The organism is Aphanizomenon flos-aquae FACHB-1287, from assembly GCF_014698755.1.
Lineage (GTDB): Bacteria > Cyanobacteriota > Cyanobacteriia > Cyanobacteriales > Nostocaceae > Dolichospermum > Dolichospermum flosaquae.
This window is the reverse complement of sequence record NZ_JACJTO010000006.1, coordinates 50,423-75,848: the sequence shown is the minus strand read 5'-3', so window position 1 is coordinate 75,848 and position 25,426 is coordinate 50,423. Positions and strand designations below refer to the sequence as shown.

Here is a 25,426-nt window from a genome sequence, read left to right as displayed (position 1 = left end):
AAGTATTACTTTCTTTCCTCCAACACCAAAGTAGAGTCTGCACTGCGTCCAAACTCTTCTGGTGCATATTGAAGATGTACTTCCGCACCTGGCCAAATAAATGTTCCTGGGGTAACGGAACGAACTAAATAATGGAAACTGTAAACTCCTGGTTCTAGATGATCTGCATAGGAAATAATCCGATCTTTATGGATTGTTTTATATCCTAATTGCCAATTATCGGCTTTTGCTTGTAATGCTGGTGTCGCTGTTTGAAAACTATCATCTACTGCTTCAAAACCTGCGGGTAATGGGTCTTTTATGACTACATGATCTACAGGATGATCTGTAATTACTTCTAAACCAATATCAAATACTTGTCCAGGTTGTAAGGTTAATGGTTTATCAAAAGCATACATTCCGGTTTTTTGAATAGTTTTCTCTTCATTAACTTTACTAATTTCTCGCGTTACTCGTAAACCGTTAAATCTCCCTGGTTGATTTCCTTGTAAACGATATTTGTAAGCTACTAAATAATGTAATTTACCTGTTCCAGATTTTTGTAGCCATAAATCACTTTTACCTTGAGGTAATTGATTCATGGGAATATTTATTTGTAAGCTAGGATTTTGATAGCCATTAAAACGGGTTTCTCCTAATTTCTGATTTGCTAATTTTACCGTAGTCATAAAATTAGGAGGTGTGGGTTGATTTTGGCTATATGCAACTAAAGCTGTGAATGCCTGTGCGTTATTATAACTAGATTCCCATGTCCCTTCTCTGCGTAAGTTGAGAAGACTTTGCAGTAATTTATCAATAATTTCTGGGTTGGTTTTTTGGTCAATAAATAACCGTAAAGCTTGGGCTTGGGTGACAGTATTTGAACTCATCCAACTCCAAGTTTTGGGTAAGTTTAGAACTGCGGTACGTCCAGTTTCATAGATATTCTTTTGGAACTCCACCCGCATAATTTGGGCTTGATTTTGCCATTCAGGAAATTGATATAGATATCTGGCTAATTTGATTTGAGTAACCAGATCAAAATCATTGCGTTTTTGATAAATATCTGATAAGAAACTATTGCGTTTATCTCCTAATTGTGCTAAGGTAATTAAAGAATTTAATTGTAGTTGAGATTTACAAAGTTTCTGTTTACAAAAGTCGAATTGTCCAGGGTTAGCAAGAACATTTTGTAAATAAGTTTTGAGACTAGAAATGATTTTACTATCAACTAAATCAGGAAAACTTTGATTAGCTATAACTAAAGATTCTCCAGCATAACTAGAAACCCAAGGATCTGATTTTTCTTGTCCTGGAAATGCTGCAAAACCACCATCTGCTATTTGCAATTTTTGTAATTCCTTAATTGCTATTTTTGCTTGTGCTTGAGGATTAAATTCGGCAAATGTTTGATGATATTTTTGGGTGAGATTTTGCAGATTTGCAGCAATTAATAATTGACTGGCGGCTGTTTCTGCAAATGGTAAATCATTATTTTCTAAAACTTGTTTTGCAGGGGCTTTAATTGCGGGAATTAAGGTACTAGCTAATTGAATATCTAAACCTCCAACTTCGCGGAAGGTATTTTTAGCAATATTCACCGGAATTTTTACCTGTTTTTCACTAACACTAGTTTCTACAACTTGTTCGGTAATTTCTAAGGGTTTAATTTCCAACGGGACAGTGAAAGCATCAACATTATTATTTAATTCTGTGGTAAATTTAACTTTACCTTCGCCCACATTACCCGCTATGATTGGGAAACGATAAGCTTGGGTTAATGACTCGGCTTTTGGCTGTAATGTCGTGGTTTTGGGATTATTTTCGGCGAAGTTGAGAGAACCGCTAAGTTCACCATTAATATTTAAATTTCCGGTGTTGGTGGTGGTGTTGGTGACGGATAAACCTGCCAAAATGCGATCGCCTGTGCGGGCAAATTGTGGTAGAATAGCATTAGTTATTAATGGTTTTGTAGTTATAAATGTTGCGTCACCATTCCCAAACCGCAAATTTCCATCTGTAGCCACTACCATTATCCGCCAAGTTGTTAAATTATCGGGTAATTTAAAGGTGATTTTGGCTTTACCATTTTCATCACTAATTACCGAACCATTGTAATAAGCTAAAGCTTGAAAATCTTCACGAATACGAGTATTTGCTAACGCATTCGATAAGCCACCACCATAACCCCAACCCTTGGGTAAACTTGTCAGTAATGGGACTAATTTAACATCACGACGATTATCACTAAATCGGGTAGAAATTGGTTGTTCTGCGTAAACAGTATCTACTAAATTTGGCGGACGATAACCAGTTAATTGTAATACGGCTTCATTCACCACTATGACAGTAAATTGTCCTTTAGTGGGGTTTCCTTGATCATCTTTTAATTCTAATTCTACTGTAGCTTCCTTTCCAGGTTCTAAAGATTTTTCAACTGGGTTAACTTGTACCTTTAAATATTTATCTGCTAAGTCAACTTTAAAAGCTGTAAAACCAATTTTAGCTAAATTTTCTAATCTTTCTAGTCCTACTTGATTTAGTGGTTTACCTTGTCTGACTAATACTGCTTCTACTGCTGCATTAGGTAACATTTCTGGTGTAACTGTAAATTGAATTTGGGGCGCACCTCCTTTAATTTTGATTACTTGTTGATAGAGAGGTTTATCTTTAATTACTGCAAAATATAATTCTCCTTCTGGGTAGGGAGATTGAATTAAAGCTGTAGCAGTTTCTCCAATTTTAAACTCTTTTTTGTTTAATTTAACTTCTAATTTGTCTTTTTCTTCTCCACCCCAAAATACTTGATTTTCTCCTGTTACCCAAATTTGTAAATCTGTGGCTGTAATGTCATCTTTGCTATCACTAAAATTAGCACGAATTCGATATGAACCTGATACCGTAGGCTTTAAATTGACTGTTTGGGGAATATTCCTAGATATAATATATGTTTTCCCAACTGTCTTATATTCAACTTGATTTTGTGGGGTTTTACTACCTTCAACAATTTTGGTGACGCTGCTATATTTCATCTGTTGTAATTCCAGATTTACCCGTTGATTTTCTAATATTTTTCCAGTAGGGTCAGTGACAATAAATTCTACAGGAAAATCCTTACCAGCGTCAGCTACAAAATTACTTTTTAACCCAATAATTCGGTTACTGGGTAAAGCGGTAAAAGTTTGAGAATTAGCAACGGATAAATTAGAAATATCACTAATTTCGATATCTACCCGATAAGTCATAGGGTAAGGTAAATCTTTAGTTACAGTTAAAGTTTGACTACTTTTACCATTAGTATCTAATTTGGTGTTAGTTTGTAAAACATCATTAGAAACATTTGGACTTTCTTCCGGCCAAAACCATTGTCTCCCAAAACTAAATTCTTCCCAACCTTTAGGGATAAAATTACTTTGTTGACGAGTAACAAAATATTTAGCTTCTCCCCCTTCTACGGGTGAACCAAATAAATAATTACTTCCCACCTGGACATCAATTTTATCATCAATTACTGCAAATTTTTTATTTAGCTGTAAATCAACTTTAAAATTAGGTGGTTTAAATTCTGCTACTCGAAACTCTCCAGAAATTTCTTTTCCATTTTTACCTTTAGCTTGAATATTATAAAACCCTAAAGGCTGATTTTTAGAAATTGGTAACTCTAAAGAAAATGTACTAAATTCATTAGTTTTCTTCGTTCCTAAATCTGTATTTTGTCCATTAGGATTAACTAAAATTAATTGATAAACTGAATTTTTATCTTCTTGAATTTTACCCTTTTCTAAATAATCTGCAAAAGCAGTAAAAGCGGCTTTCTCTCCTGGTTGATATAACTTTCTATCAGAAAAGATTACACCTCTTGATTCTGGTTTATTAGTTTCCCAACCAGCATCAATTCCATAATCATAAGCACCACTATATTCTTCCGTTCTCGTAAACGCCCAATCTTGATTTTCACTGGCAATTACTAATAATTGTGGTAGACTAGAATCTGATTGAGGATAACATTGTTTTAACTGATTATTATCAATTATCAAAACTCCTTTTTCATCAGTTTTTCCAGTTAGACAAGGTAGAGGTTGAGGACGAGATTTTTCAGATAATTTTGATTGATAAACTTCAATATTTGCAGCTTTTACTGGTAAACCGTCACTCAAATGATGAACTCGAATTAAACCCGACTGTGGAAACCATTGAGAAAATACACCTAAATTTGTTAATTGTACAATTCCATAAGTTATTGGTTCTTTCCACAATTGTTTACCGTCCTCTTCATATTTATGAGTTCGTGCTTGCACTCCATAAGCTAACATTCCTTGACTATTCCCTAATTTTTCTTTCAGGGGAACATTGATATTTAATGATTGATTTTGCTGACTCCTAATTTTAAAATATTGCCATTTAGAAGGTTGGGGTAATAAATCATTAGCACTATTTGTATAAACTAAATCTGTCGGTTTAACAATTCGATAAGCTGCTTGATATTTTGATTCTGGCAAATTAATTGTATCAATATTAATTTGTAGATCTTTATCTGTAGGAAAAATATTCAAATCTGAGGGTAGAGAAATATTCCCAGCTATATCACCAGTATCATATTTAATTGTGACTGGTTTACCCAAAGTTTGCCCAAATTTATCTTTAAGATTTCTCTCAATATTAATTGTGTAAGTAGTAGCTGGTTCTAACGTATAAGGATTAATGGTGACAATTCTATCTTCCTGGGAAATTTGCAGTACACTATCAATATTTTTAGGTACTGGATTAATTTTAATATTGTCTTTAACAGAATCTACTAATAAAATGTTATTAAATTCTAACTGGGGACTACCTTTAATAAATCTGCCATAAGTTCCCCCAGAATCTGGTTCTCCATAGGGTTTAATTCCCACAAATTTCAAAGGTGAATAAGTCGCTAATTTACTCACAAATTCTTTTTCACTAGGTAAATTACCATTAGCAGGAAGAAGACCACGAGAAAATTTTAAACGATAAGATGTAGCTTTTTTTAAATTTTGCCCAGGAGTAAGATTATAAACCCAATTTCGGCTTGAAGGATCAAACTTCTCTAAAGGATCTAAATTTTCTGGTGTTTCCTCCTTCGCTAATTCCACCTTAAAACCTACACCTTGAGTTTTACCTTCAGGAATTAACTGTAAATGCTTTTGTACAGAATCTAAATCTAATTCTAAATTTGAAGTAAATTGCAACTTTGGTTGTAAATCAATTGGTTCAACCGGGACTTTTTCAATCGGGTTAACTCCTGATAAATTAGTAATTTGAATAGATTCAGTATTAAAAGTCCAAGCCAAATCTTGATTTAACCGATGATTTTTTAAATCTGCTAAACCAGCTTTGAGAGTAACTTTAACTCGCGTCGCTTTCGGTATAGCTTTATCAGCTTGGAAACCAACCATACGCGGAGTTAAAAAGCGAAATTGTCCAGGTAAAGGTGGCCAAATGGCAAATTTAGTTAATAAATTTTGCTGTTGGGGACTATCCAAACTTTCCACAGGTATTAAAGCTTGTTTAAAGCGGATACGAATTTGACTGGTAGGTTTTGCATTTCCCAAAGGACTGATTTGTTCTATCCAATCTGGTAATTTTGGTGTTATTAATGATTCAACAGTTGGTAATTTTCCGTTGTCCGATCTTATACCAATAAAATGACAATTAGTCATTCCGAATACGAGAGTAAAAATAACCAGGAACTTAAAGATTTTTCTAATCATCATATTAAATAAAATGTAAACAACTCTCTTCCTCCGTGTTCTCTGTGTCTCTGTGGTTCGATTAAAAAACAGGAATGATATATAGATAACTAATCTAGCGTGACAATTTCCCAAAAAGCACACAATTCTTAACATTATTATGAATTTACTAACTCATTTCCTCAAAACTCTTACTCTCCGCATCTTAGCATCTCTGCGTGAGGTAAAATCATATAAATTGCAGATAAACCCCAACCACAAATTAAATAAAGTTATTTTCTCTTCCATTTTCATCTGTTTACTAATAAGATTATGCCCTTATTTTGCACCTATTCATAGTATAGACATTGCCCAGCATCAATTAGCCATAGAGTTTACAGATCGTAATAATTTACCATTAGGAACTGTATTAACCACTAATCAAGAAAATACATCAATTATCAAATTAAATCAAGTTTCACCCCAATTTATTAAAGCAATTTTAGCTGCTGAAGATAGTAGTTTTTATCAACATGGGGCATTAGACTTAAAAGCAATTTTTCGGGCGATAAAAGTAGCAATTGAGAATAAAAAAATCATTTCTGGTGCTTCCACAATTACCATGCAATTGGCGAGAATGTTGGATAATTCACCCCGAACTATTACCGCAAAATTAAAAGAGATTTGGCTATCTTGGCGATTAGCTGCGGGAATGACTAAAGATGAAATTCTTACTGCTTATATTAATCGTCTACCTATGGGTGGAAATATTTATGGTGTTGAAGCTGCGGCGCGAATTTACTTTTCTATTCCTGCTAGTGATTTAAACTTAGCCCAAGCTTCTATTTTAGCAGCAATTCCTAATAATCCTACTTACTTTAATCCTTATCAAAATCGAGAAAGATTACAACAAAGACAGAAGTATGTTTTAAATAGAATGGTAGCAGAAAAATATATTTCTAACGAAGAAGCAGAACTTATATCTAAAGAAAAATTAGTATTTAAACCCCGTCAACAGGGAATTATTGCTGCACCACATTTTTTATTTTGGTTAGCAACAAAAAACAATACATCTAACTCAGAATCATCACCTATCCGCACCACGATAAATCGCCCTTTACAGCAATTTGTGGAAGCACAAGTACAACAAGTAATTTCCTCTTTAAAGGCTAATCATGTCCATGATGCAGCAGTGGTAATAATTGACAACTCCACTGGGGAGGTTTTAAGTTATGTCGGTTCCCCTGATTATTTTAATGAAGTGGAATTAGGGCGAAATGATGGAGTTCAAGCTTTACGTCAACCAGGTTCTACATTAAAGCCATTTGTGTATGAATTAGGTTTAGAAAAGGGAGTAATTAGTCCTCATAGTATTTTGCCAGATGTGCCTACTCATTATGCAATTCCAGGAGAAAAATTATATAGTCCCACAGATTATACTAATAGCTTTTTAGGTTCAGTAAGAGTCAGAATTGCTTTAGCCAATTCTTTAAATGTACCTGCGGTAAAGGTATTAGAAAAAGTGGGGGTAGAAACTTTCTTAAATCGGTTGCATGAGTTAGGATTTTCACATTTAAATCAAAGTGCTGAATATTACGGTTTAGGTTTAACTTTGGGCAGTGGTGAAGTAAATTTGTGGGAACTAGCTAGAGCCTATTTAACTATAGCAAATATGGGTAAAATCACACCATTGATAACTTCATTAAATATTGCCACAATTGCCAATTCTCAATCTTTAGTTTCCAATTATTGGCAATTAATTATTGATATGTTAAGCGATCGCTATGCCAGATCCACAGCTTTTGGTGTAGACTCAGTGTTAAATTTGCCCTTTCCTGTCGCTGTTAAAACTGGCACTTCCTCTAATTATCGTGATACCTGGACAGTTGGTTTTAGTAGTGATTATACTGTGGCTACTTGGGTGGGTAATTTTAACGGTGAACCCATGCGTAAGGTTTCTGGTGTCACAGGGGCTGCACCTTTGTGGAATAGAATCATGTTACATCTGCATGAACATCAACCCCCGGCTGATTTTCCACCTCCAGCAGACATGATAAAATTACCCATTTGTGCAAATACAGGGTCAAAACCTACACCTAGTTGTACTTCAGTAGTTCAGGAATATTTCTCTTTAAAAGATAGAATTGCTTATGAAAAATCTACGGATTTCCATTTATCACCTATGTATGATCAATGGTTAGAAAAAGAGCCACAATTGTATTTTAATCCTGATAATTTCCGAATTATCTCTCCTCATAATGGAGATTTATTTCTGCTGTATCCTGCTGGAGAAGAACAACAAAAACTAGAATTTAAAGTTAGTGGAACATTAAATCAGTCTGTAGATTGGTGGCTAAATGATCAACATTTATCTACACAATCAAATAATGGGATATTTTGGCATTTACAACCTGGTAATTGGAAGCTAGAAGCCAGAGTTAGTAAGATGTATGACCAAATAAACTTTCAAGTAAAATTAGCAAATATCCAACCTAAAAAACGAGGATTTTCTGTAGTAGATCCCACTAAATAATAAAATGTTATATATTGATAAATTTTTTATGATCACCTTAATTTTTATCCGGAATCTGATAAATAAAACCTGATAATGTAAATAGGTTTAAACATTTCCAGCAAATGAAAATATTTATGAACAATACACAAGAACGCAAATCTAGTAAACAGAAACAGTCATTTCCTCCTGCTGATATTGGTACTCCTAAAGTACCAATTCGCAAAACTAAAACTCAAAATCAACAGTCTGAATTACTTAGCGACTGGGAACACGCGAGTTAATTTATGAGATGGTTTTTACTGCATCTGTCTGAACTATAATTTGTAGTGATTTTGGTGATTATCATGATTTAATTATCGTAATCATTTAATCAAAATAATCCAATTAATTACAGTTTAGACAATAATCAAATAAGGTAGGGTAAGCCGGGGTAAAAATATAGAGATAATTTGGATGACTCTTATGATTTAGAGTTACACTTAAGAAAATCATATACAATCACACTACATAACTTTATTACAAAAATTAAAGAAATCGGACAAATCATAGTTCAGATTATGTTACCATTTGTCAATTGGTAGAAAATCAGGGTTATAAAAATGCAAAATGGCGACCAAAATCTGATTATTTTGATGATTTATATACTTACCGTCTATTGGACAATCAATCGCATGATTGCATCTATAGACGATATAGTAAAAGTTGATTTCCAAAAAGGTGCTGTTGATAATCAATTAAAAGAACAAAACCTCCAAGATACAGTGGGTATTTCCTTTAAAACAGGTACTTATGGTTTAGATAAAGTACAAAATGATCTCAAAGAATTATCCATGAGTATTGAAAATAAATCAGACAGTATTGCTGTATATATTGACTGGGATAATAGTTCTTTTGTGGTTGAACATAGCAAGCAGTCGCGGCGAGTAATTCGCAAATCTCCTGATTTAACCCGCGATTTAGCTATACCCCAAGTGCCGACAATTATTGCTCCTAAAAAGACAATTTCTGAAAATGTCACTACAGAAGATGTTTTTCAAAGAGATAAAGAATCAGGAGTCTATAAACCAGCCTCACCTTTAATTAATGTAGCGGGAGTTAAAGGGAATAAAAAGTTATATAAAGACTTTTTAGATGGCAAAAAAAATTTAGAATTTTCCTTACAACTTGTATTGCGAATTTCAGAAATCAGAGCCGGTATTGCACCGGGAATAAATGTTCCTCCAGTGTCAATTATTAATTGTCCTTTTACTATTAAAAAAATCCCTTGGACTTACGCTTTACCTTGGAATAAAAAGTAATCTATCTGAGTCTTGCGATTTTCATGTAATTAAAAGTAAACTAGAGAAAGAGAGAGTAGGCGTAGGCAGTTGCAGATTAGTCATTCAGACTGGTTTGAGGAAAGTCCGGGCCCCCGAAAGACCAGACTTGCTGGATAACGTCCAGTGCGAGTGATCGTGAGGATAGTGCCACAGAAAGATACCGCCAGTCAATTTATTGGTTGGTAAGGGTGCAAAGGTGCGGTAAGAGCGCACCAGCAGCGTCGAGAGGCGTTGGCTCGGTAAACCCCGGTTGGGAGCAAGGCCGCAAGGAACTACGGTTGGTCTTTTACCGGTTCCGCTGAAAAAGAGCCGCTAGAGGTGTTTGGTAACAAGCATCCCAGATAGATAACTGCCCTCGCAAGAGAACAGAACCCGGCTTACTACCGACTCTCTCTTTTTAAGCGAATTATGGATTTTTTATTTTCCATAATTCGTTTTTTCAATTACTACAGAAAAGGGGAGAGACTGAAACATTTTAGCTAATGAAATTTTGAATAGAGCTATTTGACAACTTATGACATAATTATTTAATGCTTGGTATGCTTGTTTGATAGAAATTAGAAACACTACAGGAACAAAAACAGGTGTAGAACTAGATGATAAATTCGCCAAAGATTTTATTTATTTAACTTTAGACTCAGTTTCGGTAAATTATGACTTGGAAAAAATTAAACAAAAGTTTCCAAATGCTCTAGAAATTCCAGCAGATACTTTAAATGATAAAATTGACGAATTTACTAATTGTGAACATGATCAAGTTTTTAGAGGTAAATATGAAATGTGGTTTTTGTTAATCTTTTTAAGATTAATTTTAATAGACTCTAATAAAAGCAAATTGTTTATCAGCGAAAAATTAACTTTCGCTTTTAATAAGGACTATAGTAGTCCAAGTCCTATCCTTAGTAATGAAGAAGCACTTAAAATATTTAGTGACCATGCTAAAACCCCTGAAAGTTTGAATATTTATTTAATGCAAGTGATAAAATAGTGTATTATATCCTATATGATTCCCTAGAACAGTAATTACTTATCAGCTCTAATTAAGAAACTGCAAAATATAAACTTAAAACCACTATTCTTTACCCAGAAATTATTAACTATGCCATTAATCTGGAACGAAATTAAAAGCCGTGCGATCGCATTTTCTCAAGAATGGGAACATGAAACCTCAGAAGATGCAGAAGCTAAATCATTTTGGGATGGGTTTTTTCATGTTTTTGGTATTTCTCGTCGCAGGGTGGCAACATTTGAACAATCTGTCAAAAAAGCCGATAATAAACAAGGTTTTATTGATTTACTCTGGAAAGGTGTAATTTTAGTAGAACATAAATCTAGGGGGAAAAGTCTAGATAAAGCTATGCAGCAAGCCAAAGATTATTTCCCTGGTTTAAAAGAACATGAATTACCAAAATATATTTTAGTTTCTGATTTTCAAAAGTTTAAACTCTACGATTTAGATACTAATATTACCACAGAATTTGTCCTCAAAGATTTTATTAATCAGGTTCATTTATTCGGTTTTATTGCTGGTTATGAAAAACGCACCTATAAAGATGAAGATCCGGTCAATATCCAAGCCGCTGAATTAATGGGTAAACTACATGATAAACTAGAAGCAGTTGGTTATCGAGGTCATGATTTAGAAGTCTATTTAGTCCGGTTACTCTTCTGTTTATTTGCTGATGATACAGGCATTTTTGATAAAGGTATTTTTTGGGAATATATTGATTTACATACTAAATCAGATGGTAGTGATTTAGCAATGCACATTGCTTCTATTTTTCATACATTAAATACACCACCGGAAAAAAGATTAACAAATTTAGATACTAATTTGGCTCAGTTTCCCTATGTGAATGGTAAGTTATTTGAGGAGGTTTTACAACCGGCTGCTTTTGATAGCAAAATGCGGGAAATGTTTTTAGAAGCTTGTGGTTTTGACTGGGGTAAAATCTCACCGGCTATTTTTGGTTCGATGTTTCAAGCGGTCATGAATCCCACAGAAAGACGAAATTTAGGCGCTCATTATACCTCAGAAAAAAATATTCAAAAGTTGATTAAACCTCTATTTTTAGATGATTTATATTTAGAATTGGAAAAGGTCAAAAGTAATCGGGGTAAACTCCAAGAATTACATCAAAAAATCGCTAATCTTTATTTTCTTGATCCTGCTTGTGGTTGTGGTAATTTCCTAATTATCACCTATCGGGAATTGCGAGATCTAGAGATTAAAATTTTGCAAGCATTGAATAAAAATGGACAGCAATTTATTAACATTCAAGATATTATTAAGGTTAATGTAGATCAATTTGCGGGTATTGAATATGATGAATTTGCGGTGCGTGTTGCGGAGGTGGCAATGTGGTTAATTGATCATCAAATGAATATTCAGGTTAGTCATGAATTTGGTCAATATTTTTTCAGAGTTCCTTTAACTAAATCTGCGAAAATTGTTCATGGTAATTCATTAAGAATTGATTGGGAAACGGTTATCGAGAAGGAAAAGTTAAGTTTTATCTTAGGAAATCCCCCATTTGTTGGTAAACAGCTACAAAATGCAGAACAAAAAGCGGATATGCAATATGTTTGTAATAGTATAAAAAATTCAGGTGTTTTAGATTATGTAAGTGCTTGGTATATCAAAGCTGCTCAGTTAATACAAGATACAAATATTCGTTGTGCTTTTGTGAGTACAAATTCTATATCACAAGGTGAACAAGTTGGGATTATTTGGCAAGAACTTTACAATAATTACAAAATAAAAATACATTTTGCTCATCGTACTTTTAGCTGGAGTAATGAAGCTAAAGGTAATGCTGCTGTACATTGTGTAATTATTGGTTTTGGTTTAGAGGATATTGAAAATAAGAGAGTTTTTGATTATGTAAATATTAAGGGTGAACCAACAGAGAGGAAAGTTAAAAATATTAATCCGTATTTAACAGAAGGAAACGATTTAATAATTTTAAAAAGAAATCAGCCTATTTGTAATATACCAGAAATGCTTAAAGGTAGCCAACCTACAGATGGAGGAAACCTTTTAATGACTGAGGAAGAAAAGGTAGAATATGTCATTCAAGAACCATCTGGAGAAAAATTTATTAAACCATTTATTTCTGCTGATGAATTTCTTAATGGTAAAAAACGTTGGTGTTTTTGGCTGAAAGATATTCAACCTCATGAATTAAAAAAATTGCCATTATTGTCTGATAGAGTCAGTAAAGTTAGAAAAATGAGATTATCAAGTACAAAACAATCAACGGTAAAATGGGCAGATTTTCCTACATTGTTTACTGAAAATAGACAACCTGATACTGATTATCTACTTGTTCCTCGTGTTTCATCTGAGAATCGAAAATATATCCCAATAGGATTTTTTGAGGGTAGTGTAATTGCAAGTGATAGTTGTATTACTATACCTAACGCTACTCTCTATTTATTTGGTATTCTCACTTCAGAAATGCATATTACATGGGTAAAATATGTATGTGGAAGATTAAAAAGTGATTATCGCTATTCCAATACCATTGTTTATAATAACTATCCCTTTCCTGAAAACGTCAATGAGAAACAAAAACAGAAAGTAGAAACAGCCGCGCAAGCAGTGTTAGACACCAGAGACAAATATCCTGATAGTAGTTTAGCTGATTTGTATGATCCCTTGACAATGCCACCAGACTTAGTAAAGGCACATCAAATATTAGATAAAGCCGTAGACTTATGTTATCGTCCCCAGCCCTTTGTCAGTGAATTAAATCGAATCGAATTTTTATTTAGTCAATATGAAGCCTTAAATGCTCCCTTACTCAAACCAGAGAAAAAGAAAAGAACGAAAAAAAGCAGTTAATTGTTAAATAAAATTAATATAAAGTAAACTTCTACCATAAATTTATGGTATGCTGTATTACCTCAATTCCACATTCCGCAGCTAGTTGCAATTCTGAGAATATGCAGACAGAAAATTTTTCCACAAAAAACAACTTGTACTTATACTCCATAATTTAATGCTAAGTTAAGAGTCATTAGCCCTTTTTTCCACACTTACCTAATGTCCAGCGTTTATCCCCGAAGACAACGGCAGCTTGAAAGTTTAGTCCAAAAGTTTGGTTTGTCACTAAATTCACCAATAAAGTGGCAATTATTGGACTTGGCTCTAACTCATCCTACCGTCTCCGATACCGCCAATTATGAACAACTAGAATTTGTCGGCGATGCGGTGGTACGTCTCGTGGCGGCTGTGGTATTATGGGAACATTACCCTGATTGCTCCGTTGGTGATTTTGCCGCTATTCGTTCCGTTTTAGTGAGCGATCGCATTCTCGCCCAATTAGCAAGAGAATATGGTTTAGAATTATATTTATTGGTGGCTGGTAGTGCTACTGCTGACCATATCGGCCAAGAATCACGATTAGCAGATTCTTTTGAAGCAGTTCTAGGAGCGCTTTACCTGAGCACTCAAAATCTTAACCTGATTCGTCCTTGGTTAGATCCCCATTTCCAACAGCTAACCACAGAAATCCGTCTTGACCCTGCTATGCTTAATTATAAAGCAGCTTTACAAGAATGGACTCAAGCACAATTTAAGGTTCTTCCAGAATATCGAGTTTTAGAAATCAGTCAACCCCACCGCACACATGAGCGCTTCTTTGCTGAAGTTTGGTTACATGAAAAAATGTTAGGACAAGGTAAAGGCCGTTCTATTAAAGCCGCAGAACAAGCCGCTGCAAAGGAGGCTTATTTGCTAATTAACGCTCAAGTCACAGATGAATAATTGTAACAATGCTTAGGGCTTGACTTTCTAACGTGGTAAAATAATCTTCATTATTGTATTTTTGTAACTAGAAAATACTACTAAAGCCTAGTTTTTACGGCCAAAAGTCCTAAGAAAACATATAAAAAATCACATTTATTCCAAGTCGTAGGTAATTAAAAGTGAGCAATCGAACTAGTGATAACTCAGAAAAAACATTTCTTTCAGTAAATTCACCGAAAATAATCGACGGTAAATTAGATTATCATGACTGTTATCCAGAAGAACAGCTAATTTATCAACACTTATTAAATTTAGTCGGAAAAGAATCTCCTAACCAAATATTGGATAGAATTCGCGCATTATTTATTGAAGCAGCAAATTATCCTGAACCAGAAATTCTCCCCATTTTAGACAAAATTATCCTATCTAAAACCGCAAATGACAACTTTAAGTTTTTTCTCAACAAATGTTGTCATCTTTTCATCAGTCACTGGCTCATAAACCCTCTACTACATAGTGCAATTACTGATTTAGCAAGTTTATTTAAGAGTATACCCAATAATTTCACGTACGCGACCAAGATTAATATGCGTTCCCGTGAAATTAGCCGTCTACGGGAATTGGTTAAATTATTTGTTAACAGCGAACAGTATTTAATTTTACAGCGTTTTACTCACCTCGTTAATAACACTGTTGCTGTAACCAAGAGAAAAGATGAGCAACCACTGATAATTTTAATTCGCCGTTATCCTTATTTATACCAACATTATTTAACGGCCGCCAACCCCACTACTGAACAAAAAGAAGCACTCAAACATTTTCAGTTAAAAGTACAGAAAAAGTTTGAAATTGATTTATTACAATATGTAACTTATAAAGTGCGACGAATTAATCTGTTAAAAAACACATCAACTACTGAGGTCAATCGAATTTTGCGCCCTGTAAATAATCCTACATTATTAACCGATAGTGAACTTTACACCACCTTAAAGCATTTTCTTGGTAAAGTCGAACATGGTAATACATATCATGAATTGGCACAACAGTTTATAAACTATGGTGGAAAAACTAAAAATTTCGGCAGTTTCAAAGAGGATTTATATAAATATTTGATCTCTTCCGTAGACGAATCTTATGGAAAAAAACAGTTTAATCAAAAACTATATAAATACTTACAAAATATTTCGACTCAGGCAAATGAACAAAAAGTTAATGATGTATTATTAATGAAAACTTGTTGTGATTTATTAAACTTTTTAGTTATTAATCAAAAATCATCACCACAGCACTTTATTTTCTTAGATTTGATTAATAATCAAGGAGCATTACCGACAATGGGCTTATTATTAAAAATTGTCCTGATTTGTCATAAAGTTAAACCATTATTAGAGAAGAAATTAGCGATTTTATTTAATCACTATGAAAACTCTACCACTAATTCTATTGGCTGGTTAGTGGAAACCTTAGAACAATTGAATATTGCTTTTAGTATTAATTTTGGTGAAATTGACTTATCATTTTTCAAAAGATTCTGTTAAAAATATATCATTTTTCAGTCTTATGAAGTACACACCTTTTCCCTTGTACTAATTGGTAATTTATAACAGATACTGAAGATCGAAAATACAGCGTTTTCCACTCTGATAAGATACAAAGTTGCATCATGAAACTCTTGTCTTAGAGGCCTCTTGACCGCTATATGTGTACCTCATAAAACCGGGAAGTGCTGTAAATGGGTACTACTGAAGTATTAATCAATTTTCTTATTTAAGAGCGTGTTTAAACAAGACAGACAAAAAATCTGTCCTGTTATCACAATATAGGTTGTTGTGGATGTTAAAACTTAGTAACGACGAGAATTTCCGCCACCGTCGCCACCATATCCACCTCGTCCACCACCACCACGGTCTTCTCTGGGTTTAGCTTTGTTAACTTTTAAACTGCGTCCCATCCATTCAGCACCATCAAGCGCTTTAATTGCTACTTCCTCTTCCGCGTCTGAACTCATTTCTACAAAACCGAAACCCCGGACGCGTCCAGTTTCTCGGTCAACAGGTAGTTGAGCTTTTTTAACAGTTCCATATTCCGAAAATGCCTGTTTGAGGTCTTCTTCTTTAACATCATAGGACAAATTACCGACGTAAATTGACATTGAATAGCTCCAGAAATTAGCAAGTGGACTTTTACACCATAAAGCATGAGGAATGCCTTAAGTATATAATACCCGTAATTAGGGTTTATTTTTTAATTGGGCATGGAAATCCATTTTGTTGCAGCAGGGGAAAGCTCCTCGACCGTTCCGATATACAGGACTTCCCGGTATTATGAGGTACATATCTAGCAGGTAAGATGCTCACACCACAAAAGTTTTATGATTCAATCTTGTACCTCATTAGTGCGGAAAATGCTGTAAGTTTGGGATTCTAAGAAGAGGAAGGAGTGTGATGAGATTTCGTAATTGGCATTAAATAGGATTTTGGTAGTTTTAAGTCAGCAAATTCACAGATAGAACTAAAAGCACAAAAACGGCAATGGTTTCCGGGATTTGGGGGAAATATTCGACTAAATTTACTATTTTCAGCTTCATATTGTTGGAGATCTTCTTGATGTTGATGAGCTATATTAGCCAATTGAGATTCCAGATCTGTAAACTCATTATTACTAATAGTAATTAATTCAGATTTTTGACAAATTTCCAAATTATAAAAAGAAGCAACTGCGCTTTTATCAGGATAAAGATAACGGGCTGCAAGTAAATAAACTAATGCTTGTCTGTTGTCAAAAGCAGACTTACCAGTTTTAAAATCTAAAATATGTAAAGTGCTATCAGACTCGATAAATATACAGTCCATAGTAGCATATAAACGAAAGCCATAATTTGGTTTTTCAATAACAATCGGTTTGGGGAAACCTTCATCACCTGAAGTTAATTCTAGAATCCTTTTACCTAATAATAAAGGGGCATTTTGATATTTTCTTAAAATTTGCAATACCCGATATTTAACTGTCTCATGAGCAGTGCTTAATCCCAATAATCGGGCAACCTTTTCCACACCATCAACCTGAGTTAACCAATGAAGATGATGATGAAATTCATATACACCTTTTTGGGCAAGAATCCCAATTCGCTGAGGTGGGGTAGCTTTAGCCAGCAGAGCTTTAACCTGTGGTTCATGTTGCCGCGCTTTAATAAATCCCCTTCTCATTTGACAATGCCAATGCTCCTGTCCCCGACTGGGGGCAAATAAAGACCAAAGGTGGTAACTAACAAAGGGTCTATCGGGGGTTGACATTGCTCATGTAGAGTGAGAGAAATTACCTTGGGGATACTTGCGGCTTAGTGGCTGTTCCACAGCTTTGCGGGATATTTCCTAATAATAAATAATGATACACGGGAGAGATTGTCCATGACGAGTAACCCTAGCAAATCCGGTGAGATCAAGTTTGGTACTGATGGATGGCGCGGAATCATTGCTGATGATTTTACTTTCCCCAATGTGCGGAAAGTTACCAGGGCGATCGCTAGTTATTTAGAAACTGCCTATAGTCAGGACAGGCCTGTTCTAATTGCCTACGATACTAGATTTTTAGCTGACGAGTTTGCCCGGACTTCTGCCGCAGTTTTGGCAGATTTGGGCTGGAATGTGCAAATTACTGATCGGGATTGTCCCACCCCAGTAATTGCCTATAATGCCCGTCTTCTCAATTCTGCCGGGGCTTTGATGTTTACTGCTAGTCATAATCCCGCGCCTTATTGTGGGATTAAATATATTCCTGATTATGCAGGACCTGCGACTCCAGAAATTACTGATACTATTGTGTCTAATATAGAAACGGCCTCCGATGAGTTACCCGGAAGTAACCCATCTGGTTCGATTTCTACTTTTGATCCGAAGCCCGCTTATTTGCATTTTATCTACACCTTGTTGGATGTGGAAAAAATTAGAAGTGCGAATTTAAAGGTTAAGTACGATGCCCTTTATTCTACCTCACGTGGTTATTTAGATGAAGTCTTGCAACACTGTGGTTGTCAATTAGAAAGTTTCCACACCTGGCGAGATGTGCTTTTTGGGGGTGGTATGCCTGAACCTAAAGGGGAACAGTTAGTTGAGTTGGTGGCTTCTGTGAAGGCTGATCATGCGGATTTGGGTTTGGCTACCGATGGTGATAGCGATCGCTTTGGTATTGTTGATGAACAAGGTAATGTCTTGACTCCCAATACAGTGCTGTTAGTTCTAGCACGGCATTTAATAAAAAACAAGGGTAAAAATGGGGCAATCGTTCGCACTGTGGCAACTACGCATTTATTAGATAATTTTGCTGCTAAGTATGGGTTGCAAATTTATGAAACCGCAGTGGGTTTTAAGTACATTGGTGAGAAAATGCGGGAAACTGCCGTTTTGATTGGTGGGGAAGAATCCGGTGGTTTAAGTATCATTGGTCATATTCCTGAAAAAGATGGGGTTTTAGCAGATATGCTAGTGGCTGAGGCGATTGCTTATGAAGGTAAGCCTTTAAGTCAGTTGGTACAGGAAGCTATAGCCGAAGCTGATGGTCCTTTGTATAACAATCGCTTAGATCTACATCTAACGGAAGCTCATAAAATAGCTGTGATTGATAGTTATACTCAAAAGCCCCCCTCAGAAGTGGCAGGAATCAAGGTGAAAGCGGTAGGTAGGAAAGATGGTATCAAACTCTATTTAGAAGAGGGTAGTTGGGTGTTACTGCGCCCTTCTGGAACAGAACCTTTGGTGAGGGTGTACATGGAAACTAACTCACCAGAAAAACTTAGTCAGATTGCTCAATTCATGGCAGCGGAAATTGCTAAATTGGGTTAACTGAACATTCCCGTAGAGATGTTTTATGAAACGTCTCTACACTATTGGTCATAAATTTATATTTTTGCAGTTATGAAGATTTTGATAAATTTTTTGATAGTATTAATCATAGCCATTTGGGTAGCAGCGATCGCTCTTATCTCTGTCCAAAATGCTACTCCTGTATCTTTACGATTCTTGGTTTTTCAATCAATCCAAATTCCTTTTGGTTTAATGTTAGCTTTTAGTGTGGTTGTAGGTTTGTTGAGTACAGCAGTTTTACAACCTTTATGGGAGTTGGGAGAATCTCAATCTAGAATAGATGAAGATGGAGACTTTTTTGTTGATGATGAGGATTTTTAGAGTTTTCTCACCCCAAGACGGGTTTAACCAACTTTTGCTTTTAGATATAGAGCGATCGCCCGCACCTTAATCTAAAATAGTCCCAAAGAGTAAAAACCGTAAATCTGGATATGACCACAGCTACACCCGTAAAAACTGAATACGAAGCAATTATAGGCCTAGAAACACACTGTCAACTCAGCACCAACACCAAAATTTTCTCCAATAGTTCCACAGCCTTTGGTGCTGACCCCAATACTAACATTGACCCAGTGTGTATGGGTTTACCAGGAGTTTTACCCGTACTTAACGCCAAAGTTCTCGAATACGCCGTTAAAACGGGTTTAGCGTTAAATTGTCAAATTGCTCGGTATAGTAAATTTGATCGCAAACAATATTTTTATCCTGATTTACCGAAAAATTACCAAATTTCTCAATATGATTTACCCATAGCCGAACATGGTTGGATAGAAATTGAATTAGTCGATGATGCAGGAAACCCCAGTCGTAAACGCATTGGTATCACTCGATTACACATGGAAGAGGATGCAGGTAAACTTGTACACGCAGGTAGTGAAAGGCTTTCCGGTTCTACCTATTCTCTCGTAGATTATAATCGCGCTGGTATCCCCTTGGTAGAAATTGTTTCTGAACCTGATTTACGAACAGGACAAGAAGCCGCCGAATATGCCCAAGAACTACGGCGAATTGTGCGCTATCTTGGTGTCAGTGATGGAAATATGCAAGAAGGTTCTCTGCGTTGTGATGTAAATATTTCTGTCCGTCCCGTGGGACGAGAGCAATTTGGCACTAAGGTAGAAATTAAGAACATGAACTCCTTTAGTGCGATTCAAAAAGCGATAGATTATGAAATTGAACGTCAAATAGCCGCTATTGAATCAGGAGAAAAGATTATTCAAGAAACCCGTCTCTGGGAAGAAGGTTCACAACGCACCAGTAGTATGCGAATCAAAGAAGGTTCTAGTGATTATCGCTACTTTCCTGAACCAGATTTAGCACCCATTGAAGTTACTCAATTAGAATTAGATTCATGGTTAAATCAATTACCACAACTACCCGCCCAAAAACGCCATTATTATGAAAATGATTTGGGACTTTCAGCTTATGATACACGGGTCTTAACCGAGGATAAACCAGTTGCAGATTATTTTGAAAGTGCTATTTCCAAAGGTGCAAATCCTAAATCTGCTGCTAACTGGATTACTCAAGATATCGCTGGTTACTTGAATAAACAAAAACTCACCATCTCCGAAATTAAACTGACTGCTGTTAACCTTGCAGATGTGATTACTCGCATTGAAAATGGTAAAATCAGCAACGCTCAAGCTAAGGAAAAACTCACAGATTTATTAAATGGAATTACACCTGAAGAAGCCTTTGCAGGTCAAGAACTAATTGCAGATCGTACCATTCTTGAACCCATAATTGATGAAATTATCGCCGCTAATCTTCAACAAGTAGAAAAATACCGCAAAGGTAACACTAACCTCAAAGGTTTTTTCGTGGGACAAGTCCTGAAAAAAACCAATAAACGCGCAGAACCCAAACTTACCAATCAATTGCTAGAAGAAAAACTCAATAATCCCATTTAGGTTCAGAGAGAACTCTTAACGGACAGTTTAAGCACATGAAATTAAAATAATGACACGGTTTTTTTTAGTGCTACGCATCTTTTCAAAACATCTTTTTTTTAACCGAGTTTTAAACTGGTGTAAATGAGTGTTTCTTGTCTGTTCCCTGTTCCCTGTTAAGAGTTCCCTGGTCCCTTTTTTTGTAAAAAAAGATTGTCATCAACAGATAAACTCACAATAGAGCAAACGTAATCTAGATAATTGTAAGCAGAATTATGGCAGATTGGCAAATAATTACTGGTGGTGTGACAGCAGCACGGGGGTATAAAGCAGCGGGAATTACAGCAGGTCTGAAAGCTTCGGGACTACCGGATTTAGCCCTAATTGTATCAGATGTGGAAGCGATCGCAGCAGGTGTATTTACCACCAGTCAAGTCAAAGCAGCTTGTGTAGATTATTGTCGACAAGTGTTACAAGGAAAACATAGTGCTAGAGCCGTTCTTTGTAATGCGGGACAAGCTAACGCCGCTACAGGTGAACAAGGTATTAAAGATGCTCAAGAATGTGCAGACCTATTAGCTCAAGAATTAGGTATTAACCCGGAATCCATCTTGTTAGCTTCTACCGGCGTAATTGGTCAACGGATAAAAATGGATATTTTGCGAGGTGGTATCCCTAAAGTAGTAGCAGAACTATCAGAAACAGGCTCAGACGCAGCCGCAGGGGCAATTGTGACTACAGATTTAGTTACAAAATCCATCGCATTAGAGACTACTATAGGTGAACGTCCGGTGCGAATTGGTGGAATTGCTAAAGGTTCAGGAATGATTCACCCCAACATGGCCACAATGTTAGCTTTTGTTACCTGTGATGCTGCGGTATCCTCTACACTTTGGCAACAAATGTTAACTAGAGCCGCGGATAGAAGTTTTAATTCTATCACTGTTGATGGTGACACAAGTACCAATGATTGTTTAATCGCTTTAGCAAATGGTCAATCTCGCACCCCAGCAATTACCGAAATGGGGGCGGAAGCTCAGAAATTAGAAGCTATGTTAACCTATGTATGTCAACATTTAGCGAAAGCGATCGCACGTGATGGCGAAGGTGCAACCTGTTTAATAGAAGTCCAAGTTTCTGGGACCCATGACGAACTATCAGCCCGCCAAATTGCAAAAACCATTGCAGGTTCATCTTTAGTCAAAGCGGCCATTTTTGGTCATGACCCCAATTGGGGACGGATTGCGGCTGCTGCTGGTCGGGCTGGAGTCCCCTTTGAACAGGAAAACCTCTCTGTTAAATTAGGGGATATTTTACTATTTGAAAATGGTCAACCCTTACCTTTTGATAAAGCCGCAGCTAGTGCATATTTAAAAGCAGCCGCTCATGGTGAATATATGCAATCAGACACAGTATTAATTGCTGTTAGTGTTGGTAATGGCCATGGTACAGGTCAGGCTTGGGGTTGTGATTTGAGTTATGATTATGTGAAAATTAACGCAGAATATACCACTTAACAAAATCGGGCGTTGCTGAATGGAAATTGAAAAATCAATAGCTAGAAATTTTACTCTCCGAGACTCCGCGCCTCTGCGTGAGGTAAAATCATACTCTTAAACAACAACGCCGACTTTTATAAATTTCCAATCAGAGGTGTATTTTATGCGGTTACGCTCAATGCAGTTAATTTTTATAACAGGACTAATGGGGTTACTTTCCTGGATATGGACACCCACAGCCTTCGCCTTAACACAGATTAAATTATCTCATATTGCTTACCACGAATGTCCACCAGAACTAGCAACAGGAATAGTTGGTAGTAGCGGTTCAAGTGCTGCTAGTTGCTTCATCGTTACGGGTAAGGCAAAAAATGGCACTCGCAAAACCGTCTATGATGCGGATATTTTTGGGCGTATATATGACGCTAATGGTGATTCAACCTTACAAAATCGCACCCGCCTAGGTTTAATTGAGGAAGTCCCTCCCGGAGATAGTGATTTTGAATTTAGAATCACTGTCCCCAGTAATCAGCCCTTACCATTGCAGCTTAAACAATTTAAAGCTGCTGGGTTTAGCGGACGAGTCAGAAGATAATCCCTGTAGAGATGTTCCATGGAACGTCTCTACAAAAATAAAATTGTAATTTGGGCGTTAAAACCCTTGCACCAAAGTAGCACGCGCTAAACTATCTAGAATACCACCAGCTATATTCAAGGCCAAAAATGCCAGAATAGGGGAGAAATCCATACCACCCAAAGAGGGAATGATAGAGCGAAATAGATTAAGATAGGGGTCACTAATTTGGCTTAAAGCTGCAAATGGTTGATTAGACCAGTCAACAGAGGGAAACCAAGTCAATAAGACCCGAATAATCAGTAAGTAGCCGTAAAGAGAGACAAAGGTAGCTAGGGTTGTAATTAATAAATTCATGAATGGGTAACTTTCCTGTTAAATGTCATATTGTGTCGCTAATCAACGTAACTAAGGAAACGTTTAAGACTGCTCATTCATTGCTAAGAGATGAGTTACTATTCACATTTCCCAATTGCTGCCGCACATCATCAATTGTGGCATTGAGTTGGGCAATTTTATCTTCAAGCGATCGCCTTGTTGCTTCTATTTCTAAACTTTCATTAGCTGAAGCTCTCATTTGCCTTCTTCTAGCTGCTGTGTCTTGACCCTTTTCACCAGCAGTTAATATTTCATTCTCTTCATCTGTTAATTTAGCATCTAAACGTGAAGTAATCACCGCACCTAAAACACCACCGACTACACCCCCAATCAATGTTCCCAGTAGCAACCCACTAGCAAAACCATCTTGCTGACTCATATTTTTTACCGTTTTCTAGAAAATAAGCAACTTTGACAATACTTTAGCTATTTTCCGGCCTTAGCTGTATCCTAGCTCAAGTCCCAAAAATGCGATCGCCCGCATCCCCCAATCCTGGGACAATATACCCGTGATCATTTAAGATTTCGTCAATAGTAGCGGTATAAACTATTAAACCGGGATAGACAGCAGCTAATTTTTGCAAAGCTGGAGGAGCAACAATCACGGAAACAATCCGCGTTAAAGCAGGATCAACGCCTCTTTGGGTCAATTCTGCCATAACTGCCATTATAGAACCTCCCGTAGCCAACATTGGTTCAGTAATTAATACTCGTGTAAATGGTGCGAATTTTTCTGGTAAGTTATTTAAATAACAAGTAGGTTCTAGGGTTTCCTCATTGCGTACCAAACCAAAATGGTAAATTGAAGCCAAAGGTAGTACACCCTGCGCTCCTTCTAATAAGCCCAAACCAGCCCGTAAAATCGGCACAACAGCCACAGGTATGTTAGGATTAATAAAAGTCGCTGGACAGGCAGCTAGAGGAGTCTGGACGCTTATTTCTTGGGTAGGTAACCAATCCCTACTAGCCTCATAAGTTAGCCACCGACCCAACTCAGTAATAGCAGAACGAAATAATACAGATGGTGTAGCTACATCACGGGCAACTCCCAACCAGTGCTGAATTAGGGGATGAGGTGGGACGATAATACGGAGTTGTTGTTGCGTCATAAGGAAAAAAGGCCAGCCTGTTATTATATCAAGAACTAAAAAACTATCATACTGCTTTGAAACTCTCAGTGGTTAAAACCTTAGGATTCGCTTATATTTCAGGGACTAAAGCCACTGAATTTGGCGCTGACTAGATATTTCTATAATGAGATATACGATATATAATTATGCTTTCTCCTGACTCCTAATGTTATGGCACCAAAAAATAATTTTCTAGACAATATTTTCTCTTCCTCACCTAACTTCTTTGCTCAATTGTTGTTTGGGTTATTTTTATTCATTATCTCCAGAGTTCTTAATACTTCAATTCCTCTAAGTATATTTATAGCCATTATGGGTAGTGTCATCTTGGGGTCGATAACCTTTGCAAATGAGAATAACCCCCAGAATACCAATGTAGCATCTAATGATGGTATTGATGCTGGTTTGAAATATTGGTTAATTTTTATGCTGGGTTGTCTTTTCTTGGGTTATTCAGCACCCATAAGTATTTTATTAGGTTGTATTGCTGGTATTGGTGGTGGCTGGATAATTGCTTGGTGGCGCAGCGACGAAGCATTACAAACCCAACTATCTGAGGAAATTGTGGAAGCAGAAGAAAGAGAACAATCCAGTGATAGAGCCGCTAAAAGACGCAAGAAAAAACCTAGTCGGCGTTTTCGTCGTGCTTCTACAACTTTCAATTTTCGATTTTGGGAAAAGTAAGTGAGGATTTATTAGATTTTTCCGCTGTCGATGATTTGCAAATATGGTTACAAACTAAGAAAAGTAGGTTGACACTTTCAGAATCAGGATATCCAGGATTTAAGGATGTACAGGATAGGTATGTATTGTTATTTTAACATATTAATTGTCTGAA

General features: G+C 36.1%; 18 protein-coding genes, 1 other RNA gene and 1 pseudogene. 14 read left to right on the top strand and 6 right to left on the bottom strand.

Annotated features, from left to right (window positions below; translation table 11 throughout):
- Window positions 1-5 precede the first annotated feature (5 nt).
- A complete protein-coding gene (locus H6G44_RS04565; protein ID WP_190385820.1) occupies window positions 6-5,714 on the bottom strand; it encodes an alpha-2-macroglobulin family protein in 5,709 nt (1,902 codons plus the stop codon).
- Window positions 5,715-5,850: 136 nt separating this feature from the next.
- On the opposite strand from H6G44_RS04565, the gene pbpC reads away from it, so the two are divergent.
- From pbpC to H6G44_RS04525, 8 genes and pseudogenes are all read left to right on the top strand, one after another.
- Entirely contained in the window at window positions 5,851-8,202 is a 2,352-nt protein-coding gene (gene pbpC, locus H6G44_RS04560; protein WP_190385821.1) for a penicillin-binding protein 1C, read from the top strand.
- Window positions 8,203-8,318: 116 nt separating this feature from the next.
- Entirely contained in the window at window positions 8,319-8,465 is a 147-nt protein-coding gene (locus H6G44_RS04555; protein ID WP_190385822.1) for a hypothetical protein, read from the top strand.
- Between the two features lie 318 nt (window positions 8,466-8,783).
- On the top strand, window positions 8,784-9,482 hold the full coding sequence (locus tag H6G44_RS04550) for a hypothetical protein (RefSeq protein WP_190385823.1): 699 nt from the start codon (window positions 8,784-8,786) through the stop codon (window positions 9,480-9,482).
- Between the two features lie 51 nt (window positions 9,483-9,533).
- Window positions 9,534-9,899: RNase P RNA component class A (rnpB, locus tag H6G44_RS04545), an RNA gene on the top strand.
- A gap of 142 nt (window positions 9,900-10,041) precedes the next feature.
- Window positions 10,042-10,491 (top strand): annotated as a pseudogene (locus H6G44_RS04540) (DUF4435 domain-containing protein); the annotation flags it as partial.
- A gap of 111 nt (window positions 10,492-10,602) precedes the next feature.
- Window positions 10,603-13,350, top strand: a complete 2,748-nt coding sequence (locus tag H6G44_RS04535) for a class I SAM-dependent DNA methyltransferase (RefSeq protein ID WP_190385824.1) — start codon at window positions 10,603-10,605, stop codon at window positions 13,348-13,350.
- Window positions 13,351-13,551: 201 nt separating this feature from the next.
- Window positions 13,552-14,274 (top strand): ribonuclease III, encoded by a 723-nt coding sequence (rnc, locus tag H6G44_RS04530; protein WP_190385825.1) that lies wholly within the window; start codon window positions 13,552-13,554, stop codon window positions 14,272-14,274.
- 161 nt (window positions 14,275-14,435) lie between these two features.
- Window positions 14,436-15,794: a hypothetical protein gene (locus tag H6G44_RS04525; RefSeq protein WP_311138861.1), complete on the top strand. Its 1,359-nt coding sequence runs from the start codon at window positions 14,436-14,438 to the stop codon at window positions 15,792-15,794.
- 305 nt (window positions 15,795-16,099) lie between these two features.
- On the opposite strand, the gene H6G44_RS04520 is transcribed toward H6G44_RS04525, so the two are convergent.
- A complete protein-coding gene (locus tag H6G44_RS04520; protein WP_190385826.1) occupies window positions 16,100-16,408 on the bottom strand; it encodes an RNA recognition motif domain-containing protein in 309 nt (102 codons plus the stop codon).
- Window positions 16,409-16,679: 271 nt separating this feature from the next.
- Window positions 16,680-17,549 (bottom strand): PD-(D/E)XK nuclease family protein, encoded by an 870-nt coding sequence (locus H6G44_RS04515; RefSeq protein WP_190385827.1) that lies wholly within the window; start codon window positions 17,547-17,549, stop codon window positions 16,680-16,682.
- 114 nt (window positions 17,550-17,663) lie between these two features.
- On the opposite strand from H6G44_RS04515, the gene H6G44_RS04510 reads away from it, so the two are divergent.
- From H6G44_RS04510 to H6G44_RS04490, 5 genes are all read left to right on the top strand, one after another.
- A complete protein-coding gene (locus tag H6G44_RS04510) occupies window positions 17,664-19,094 on the top strand; it encodes a phosphoglucomutase/phosphomannomutase family protein (protein WP_190385828.1) in 1,431 nt (476 codons plus the stop codon).
- Between the two features lie 72 nt (window positions 19,095-19,166).
- The gene (locus tag H6G44_RS04505) at window positions 19,167-19,436 is read left to right on the top strand and encodes a lipopolysaccharide assembly protein LapA domain-containing protein (protein ID WP_190385829.1); all 270 of its coding nucleotides are present in this window, start codon (window positions 19,167-19,169) and stop codon (window positions 19,434-19,436) included.
- A 110-nt stretch (window positions 19,437-19,546) separates the two neighbouring features.
- A complete protein-coding gene (gene gatB, locus H6G44_RS04500) occupies window positions 19,547-21,028 on the top strand; it encodes an Asp-tRNA(Asn)/Glu-tRNA(Gln) amidotransferase subunit GatB (RefSeq protein WP_190385830.1) in 1,482 nt (493 codons plus the stop codon).
- 254 nt (window positions 21,029-21,282) lie between these two features.
- Window positions 21,283-22,524 (top strand): bifunctional ornithine acetyltransferase/N-acetylglutamate synthase, encoded by a 1,242-nt coding sequence (gene argJ / locus H6G44_RS04495; RefSeq protein ID WP_190385831.1) that lies wholly within the window; start codon window positions 21,283-21,285, stop codon window positions 22,522-22,524.
- Window positions 22,525-22,669: 145 nt separating this feature from the next.
- Window positions 22,670-23,101, top strand: a complete 432-nt coding sequence (locus H6G44_RS04490) for a hypothetical protein (protein ID WP_190385832.1) — start codon at window positions 22,670-22,672, stop codon at window positions 23,099-23,101.
- Between the two features lie 57 nt (window positions 23,102-23,158).
- Here H6G44_RS04490 and H6G44_RS04485 read toward each other — a convergent pair whose 3' ends face one another.
- From H6G44_RS04485 to upp, 3 genes are all read right to left on the bottom strand, one after another.
- Window positions 23,159-23,437 carry a YggT family protein gene (locus H6G44_RS04485; protein ID WP_190385833.1) on the bottom strand — a complete coding sequence of 93 codons (279 nt, stop codon included), beginning with the start codon at window positions 23,435-23,437 and terminating at the stop codon, window positions 23,159-23,161.
- Between the two features lie 73 nt (window positions 23,438-23,510).
- Window positions 23,511-23,837 (bottom strand): hypothetical protein, encoded by a 327-nt coding sequence (locus tag H6G44_RS04480; RefSeq protein ID WP_190385834.1) that lies wholly within the window; start codon window positions 23,835-23,837, stop codon window positions 23,511-23,513.
- A 76-nt stretch (window positions 23,838-23,913) separates the two neighbouring features.
- Window positions 23,914-24,567 carry a uracil phosphoribosyltransferase gene (gene upp, locus H6G44_RS04475; protein WP_190385835.1) on the bottom strand — a complete coding sequence of 218 codons (654 nt, stop codon included), beginning with the start codon at window positions 24,565-24,567 and terminating at the stop codon, window positions 23,914-23,916.
- Between the two features lie 333 nt (window positions 24,568-24,900).
- Between upp and H6G44_RS04470 the strand changes: the two genes are divergently transcribed.
- Window positions 24,901-25,272 carry a hypothetical protein gene (locus H6G44_RS04470; protein WP_311138862.1) on the top strand — a complete coding sequence of 124 codons (372 nt, stop codon included), beginning with the start codon at window positions 24,901-24,903 and terminating at the stop codon, window positions 25,270-25,272.
- Window positions 25,273-25,426 lie beyond the last annotated feature (154 nt).